A 6370-nucleotide genomic window follows, 5' to 3' on the forward strand; every position below is an offset into this window, starting at 1 on the left:
AAAAAGTAGGGGAGGGGGTACCGAGGTCCCAGATCGGTGTCATCGGTGAAGGTCGGCGTTAAGCCTTCACTGAGCCGTGACGATTTCCCACCGCCCGACTTGCAATAATGGACCTATGAAGCGCCGCGAAATCGAGCACTACGAAATTGTCCGCAAGATCGGAGCAGGTGGCAGCGGAGTCGTCTTTCTCGCCAACGACACCCTCCTCCAGCGACCAGTCGTGCTCAAATTGCTCAAGCGAGGAAACTTATCGACCGAGCAGATGCGCGCCACCCAGCTCCGCGAGGCGCGCATGGCCTCGGCCATCGACCACCCCAACGTCTGCGCCATCTATGAGGTCGGCGTCGTCCCGGCCGAGAGCGGCGACGGCGAAGAAGCCTACATCGTCATGCAGTACATCCCCGGCAAGAGCCTCGACAAGCTCATCGCCGAAGGCCCCGCCAGCCTGCAACTTGTTCTCTCCGCAGGCATTCAGATCTCCGACGGTCTCTCCGCTGCGCACTCGCTCGGCATCTTCCACCGTGACCTGAAGCCCGCCAACGTCATGTTGACCGACGGCGGCCTCATCAAGATCCTCGACTTCGGCCTCGCCCGCCGCCTCGCGCCCGAGAAGCTCGACTTCGATCCCTCTGGCCCTGCCAACAAGCCCGGCGTGCCGCTCGCCGGCGCCACCTACACCGCGCGCGGAGGCACCATCGCCTACATGGCGCCTGAGCAGTTCGTCACCGGCCAGTCCAGCGTCCAGTCCGACATCTTCGCCCTCGGCCTCGTCCTCTACGAGCTCGCCACCGGCCGCCATCCCTTCCACCGCCCCGACGCCCCCGAGTTCCAGACCATCCGCGCCACCCAGTACGCCGACCCGCCCTCGATCCGCGAGATCGCACCGCACCTCCCGGTCGAGCTGGAGAGCGTCATCCTGCGCTGCCTGGAGAAGCAGCCTTCGGCCCGCTTCGGGTCCGCCGCCGAGGTCCGCGAGGCGCTCAAGACCATCATGATGGCCATGCAGCTCGACTCGGTTGTCATCCCCGGCGAGCCGGTCGTCTCGCTCGAAACGCCGGAGGAAGAGAAGCGAACGACCGGCATCCTCTCGATGCTCGCCGAGCGGTTCCGCGAATCGAGCACCTCGGCCGCCAGCAGGCAGAACAGCATCGTCGTCCTGCCCTTCGTGAACTTCGGCCCCGCCGACGTTGCTCCGCTCTATGGCTACGCACTGGCAGACGCCATCGCTGCACGGCTGGCCCGCATGTCCACGCTCGTAGTCAGGCCGTCCAGCTCGCTGATGACGGTGCCGACGCAGCAGCTTGACCCGCTCTCGATCGGCAAGAAGCTGATGGTGAACTTCGTGCTCGCGGGAAACTTTCTTCGCTCTGACAAAGGCTTCGACCTGAACTGGCAACTGCTCGATGTGAACGGTCAGAGCGTTCGCGCGGGAGGCTCGATCAATGTCGCGTCGTTCGACCTGGTGAGCGTGCAGGCCGAGATCTGCAACGAGGTCTTCAGCACGCTGCAAGGCTTCGGCAACCTGCAAACGACGGCGAACGAGAACCAGCACCGCGCCGAGCCGCTCTCGGAGGATTTGTCCGAAGAGTATCTTCGCGCCCGCGCGCTGCTCTCGTCGTTTATGACGCGCACGGGAAGCCGCGACGAACTCGACCGCGCGACAGAGCTCTTTTCCTCGGTCGTCAAGCTCGACGAGAAGTACGCGCCCGGCTGGTCCGGCCTGGGCATCGCGCACCTGCAGTACACGCGCCACGGACTCGGCGGACAGATGCACCTGGTCGAAGCGCGCCGCGCCTTCGATAAGGCACTCGCGCTCGATCCCGGATCGGTCGAAGCGAACCTCTACCGTGTCTACATGCTGCTCTCGCGCGGCGAGAAGGAGTCCGCTCGCCACGGCATCGAGCACCTGCTCCAGACCGCCGGCAACGACTGGAATGTGCGCCTGGTCGCCGGTCTGACACTGCGCATCGACGGCATGTACGACGAAGCGATGGAGCAGTTCAACGCTTCGCTGCGTATGAATCCATCGAATGCGGCGATGATCTACAACCATCGCGCGCGCGTCTATCAGTATCAAAACCAGCTCGAACTTGCCGCCGACGAGCTGGAAAAGGGACTGACGCTTGAGCCGAAGCAGCCGATGCTGCGCATCTCGCTCGGCTACCAGCAGATGCGCACAGGCGATTTGACCAAAGCCATCGAGACGCTTGAAGGCGTCATCCGCGACGAGAAATCGATCCGCATCGTCTTCCCGACGATTGCGCTCTGCTACGTGCAGCTTGGCGAGCGCGAGAAGGCCGCTACGTTCATCATCGACGAGACGCTCTCCGCCGCCGAGGCTGACAGTGAGATGGCTTATCGTCTGGCTACCTACTTTGCTCTCGAAGGTGATGAGTCGGAGGCGCTGCACTGGCTGCGCCGCGCCATCTACCTGGGCAACGAGAACTATCCGTGGTTCTCGAAGAATCCTGCGTGGCGGAAGCTGCAGGGGCACACGGATTTCGAGCGCATCCTCGAAGACCTGAAGAAGAGCTATCGCCGCAATCAGAAGAACTGGAAGCGGCTGCTGGCGCAGGTGCGGGACTAGGGGTGGGAGAGGTTTGTGCGTTCCCACCCTTCGCATGAAGCCGCGAAGGATGGGCATCCGAGGGCTTGTGCCAGTTCATAGGACAGTACGCTCCTTCGCTGCGCTATGGAATGGAGATGCTCAAGGGCCCTGCTAGAATCCCTCCAAGGGAGAACGCATGGCTTATTCGGACCGCCGGACATTTCTATCTCAATCGATTAAGTACGGGTGTTTGGCGCAGCTTGCCGGAACCGCGTCATTTCTTGCCGCCGAGGGACCGGCGACGCAATCTGATCCGCTCTTGCGGATGAAATGGATGAACGAGCCGCCTTCGTTTCATCTTGAAGGCGGAAAGCTTACGGTGCATTCGACTCCTAAGGCGGATTTCTACCGGCTCCCCGACTGGATTATCGACGACGGGAATTTCTTTCATCTGACGGTTGCGGGTGACTTTACGTTCGAGGCAAGAATCAACGGGCGCTTTGTCTCACGTTACGACCAGGCGGGATTTATGGTGCGTCACGATGCGGAAAACTGGATGAAGGGCGGCATTGAGTTTATCGATGGCGTCCGGTATGCCAGCACCGTTGTGACGCGCGGCTTCTCGGACTGGGCGACAATGAAGGACCTGACGCAGACCGATCCTGTCTGGTGGCGCATCGTTCGCAGAAAGGAATCGATCGAGGCGCTGTGCTCGCTTGATGGCAAGACGTTTCAGTCTGTGCGCCAGGCGTATTTTCCTGCTCAGCCGTCGCTGGAGGTCGGGCTGTTGTGCGCGTCTACAGAGGGGCAGGGTGTGGAGGCGTACTTCGATTCAGTCAAATTGTCTGTGGGATGATTCAGGATTCCGTTGAGACGACAGGCATTTTCCATCGGGGTGTAGTTCGTGCGTGACGGTGCGAGACGCAGATTCCCTTCGGGGATGACGACAAGAGAGAATGGCAAGAAAAAAGTGGATTGCAAAGAGAAACGCTCCGGGCAGACCGGGGCGTTTCTCTGGTGATGATGCGGGTGCTGTTATTGTGCGGGAGCGAGCGCTGCGGTATTTGCGGTGGCGCCGCTGAGGGGCGTAATCATCATTGGAGTGGTGAGGCTGAAGGTGAGGCGAACGTCCTTGGGCAGCGTGGCCTGACGGTCGGCCTTGGACCACATGATCGAACTGACACCTGCGCCGAGACCTGCGCCGACCAGCGCGCCGACTCCGCCGCCGACCATGGCACCGGCTGCGGCACCGCTGCCGGCGGTCAACGCGAGGATTCCGGCCTCCTGCTTTCTGTTGTCGCGGCGCTTCAGTGTGCCCTCATTGTTCACGTTGAAGTCGCTGCGGCTGGTGTCGGTCAACTGTGCATGGACGACGTACCTGGTGCCGTCCGGGAGGAGGATGTCGCGGGTCTCCAGATGCATCGAGGCTGCGCCGGTGATTCTGTGGCCCTCGTGCACGCTCGTTACAGTTCCTTCGAGGATGGAGCCGATGGGGATGATGATGCGACCGTCCTTTTCGACGGGGGCCATGATCTCGGCGGTAAAGCGTGAGCCGGGTGCGGTGGTGGAGGTGGAGAGTTCTTCCAACATTCGCGTTTGCAATAGGGTGCCTTCACGAAGCTGTCCGGGAACGTCGGGGACACTGGTGACGATCTTGCCGTCGGCGGTGCCATCGGGCAGGGCCTCGTCGGCGGCCTCATAGTCTGCTGTAGTGGGGGCGGCGGTGGTGCCAGCGACCTTGGGTCCTGTGTAGGGGACGTATGGCCCGTAGGTGACGGCGGGCGCTGCGGCCGGGGTTCCGGCGGCGGGCTTGGCCGGCTGGGTGCGCGGGGTGAGCACGGGCGTCGGCTGGGCCTGCTCACTGGTCGAAATATCGGTCTCATCCGGGTGCGAGACGCCGGTCATCTGGCTGTATCCCAGAGCGGGCAGGGTGGCAATGACAAACGCAGCGACGGTGAGTTGTACTTTCATGGCTTGGTTCCTCGTAGAGGGATAAAAGCGCCTGTTGGTACGACGCTTGCCCCAACCAAAAGGGTAGATTCTCCCCGGATGTGTGTGTGGCAAATTCATGGCAGGGAATCGACCCTGCTAACAATCCGGCGTGTGGATGGAGGGCGCGAAATACGGGGGTCTCTCCGCTGCGGCGGCAAAAAGCGCCGCCTTCGGTCGAGATGACGCGTTTTTGGGGCTGGTATTGGGGTGGGTGAGGTTTGTACCCTCCCATCCTTCGCGATGAAGTTGCGAAGGATGGGGCATCTGAGGGTTTGTGCTGGTTCAAGGAAAAGGTAGATTCCTTCCCCTTCGACTTCGCTCAGGGTGCGGAATGGAAATACGAAGGTTCCCCCAGCCTGTCGAAATCCTTTGTTAGAATCAGCTTTGGTGAGTCCATTTAAAGCAGATATAGTCCAGGCGATTGCTCTTCCGGGCGGTCGCACGGTCTCTGTAGACCGCCGTCCGAAGCTGAACGACCGGCTGATGCACCGCGTCGTCGAACAAAATTTTAGAACCCCCACACAGAGGAGCAACATGACAGAGATTGTCTCGATACACGCGCGTGAGATTCTGGACTCACGCGGAAACCCCACTGTCGAAGCCGACGTTACGCTCGACGGCGGAGCCAAAGGCCGAGCGGCGGTTCCGAGCGGAGCCTCTACCGGCGAGCATGAGGCCGTAGAGTTGCGCGATGGCGACAAGCAGCACTACCTGGGCAAGGGCGTGCTGAATGCCGTGGAGAATGTGGAGTCGGTGCTGGCGCCCGAGCTGACCGGCATGGACGCTTCGAACCAGCGGCTGATTGACGCGACGATGATTGCGCTGGACGGCACGGAGAACAAGGGCAAGCTGGGCGCGAATGCGATTCTTGCGGTCTCGATGGCCTGCGCGCGCGCCTCGGCCGCCGCGCTGAAGCTGCCGCTCTATCGCTACCTCGGTGGCGTGAATGCCTGCCTGTTGCCTACGCCGATGATGAACATTTTGAACGGCGGCTCGCACGCTGACTCGAACGTGGACTTTCAGGAGTTCATGGTGATGCCGGTGGGCGCGGAGTCGTTTTCGGATGCGCTGCGTTGGGGTACGGAAGTGTTCCACACACTGAAAGGCGTGCTGAAGAAGAAGGGCTACAACACTGCTGTCGGCGACGAAGGCGGATTTGCGCCGAGCTTGAAGTCGAACGCCGAGGCGATTGAACTGATTCTCGAAGCGATCCAGCTTGCCGGTTACAAGCCCGGCGAGGACATCTCGATTGCGCTCGATCCGGCCTCGAGCGAGTTTTACGACAAGGACAAGGGCAAGTACATCTTCAAGAAGTCGGACAAGAGCGAGAAGACTTCGGCCGAGATGGCTGCGTTCTGGGAGAACTGGGTGCGCCAGTATCCTATTGTTTCTCTCGAAGACGGCCTGGCCGAGGACGACTGGGACGGCTGGAAGCTGATGACCGAGAAGATCGGCGACATTGTGCAGCTTGTGGGCGATGATTTGTTCGTCACGAACACGACGCGGTTGCAGCAGGGCATCGAGCAGAAGATTGCCAACTCGATCCTGATTAAGGTGAACCAGATTGGGACGATCTCAGAGACGCTGGATGCGATTGAGCTGGCACGGCGTTATGGGTATACGTCGATCATCTCGCACCGCTCGGGCGAGACCGAAGACACGTTCATTGCTGACCTCGCGGTTGGCACGGGCGCAGGACAGATCAAGACAGGATCGGCCAGTCGCACGGACCGCATCGCCAAGTACAACCAGCTACTTCGGATTGAAGAAGAGTTGGGGCAGGCGGCGCAGTTTCTGGGAATTGAGTCGGTCAACTTCGGGCAGTAGCGG

The 6370-nt window shown here is 61.1% G+C and carries 4 protein-coding genes; 3 read left to right on the forward strand and 1 reads right to left on the reverse strand.

What is annotated here, in order from left to right; all coding sequences use genetic code 11:
- Positions 1–115: 115 nt before the first annotated feature.
- Complete coding sequence (locus VFU66_RS02410) at positions 116–2587, forward strand: protein kinase domain-containing protein (RefSeq protein ID WP_326444636.1); 2472 nt, start codon at positions 116–118, stop codon at positions 2585–2587.
- Positions 2588–2744: 157 nt separating this feature from the next.
- Entirely contained in the window at positions 2745–3404 is a 660-nt protein-coding gene (locus VFU66_RS02415; protein ID WP_326444637.1) for a DUF1349 domain-containing protein, read from the forward strand.
- Between the two features lie 179 nt (positions 3405–3583).
- Here VFU66_RS02415 and VFU66_RS02420 read toward each other — a convergent pair whose 3' ends face one another.
- A complete protein-coding gene (locus VFU66_RS02420) occupies positions 3584–4519 on the reverse strand; it encodes a hypothetical protein (RefSeq protein WP_326444638.1) in 936 nt (311 codons plus the stop codon).
- Between the two features lie 555 nt (positions 4520–5074).
- Here VFU66_RS02420 and eno point away from each other — a divergent pair.
- Positions 5075–6367 carry a phosphopyruvate hydratase gene (gene eno / locus VFU66_RS02425; protein ID WP_326444639.1) on the forward strand — a complete coding sequence of 431 codons (1293 nt, stop codon included), beginning with the start codon at positions 5075–5077 and terminating at the stop codon, positions 6365–6367.
- The last annotated feature ends 3 nt before the right edge of the window (positions 6368–6370 follow it).

It is taken from the genome of Edaphobacter sp. (assembly GCF_035763405.1).
GTDB lineage: Bacteria > Acidobacteriota > Terriglobia > Terriglobales > Acidobacteriaceae > Edaphobacter.

Coding starts and splice junctions, on each gene's coding strand:
- VFU66_RS02415 (WP_326444637.1), top strand. CDS start 2,745: ATGGCTTATTCGGACCGCCGGACATTTCTATCTCAATCGATTAAGTAC.
- VFU66_RS02410 (WP_326444636.1), top strand. CDS start 116: ATGAAGCGCCGCGAAATCGAGCACTACGAAATTGTCCGCAAGATCGGA.
- eno (WP_326444639.1), top strand. CDS start 5,075: ATGACAGAGATTGTCTCGATACACGCGCGTGAGATTCTGGACTCACGC.
- VFU66_RS02420 (WP_326444638.1), bottom strand. CDS start 4,519: ATGAAAGTACAACTCACCGTCGCTGCGTTTGTCATTGCCACCCTGCCC.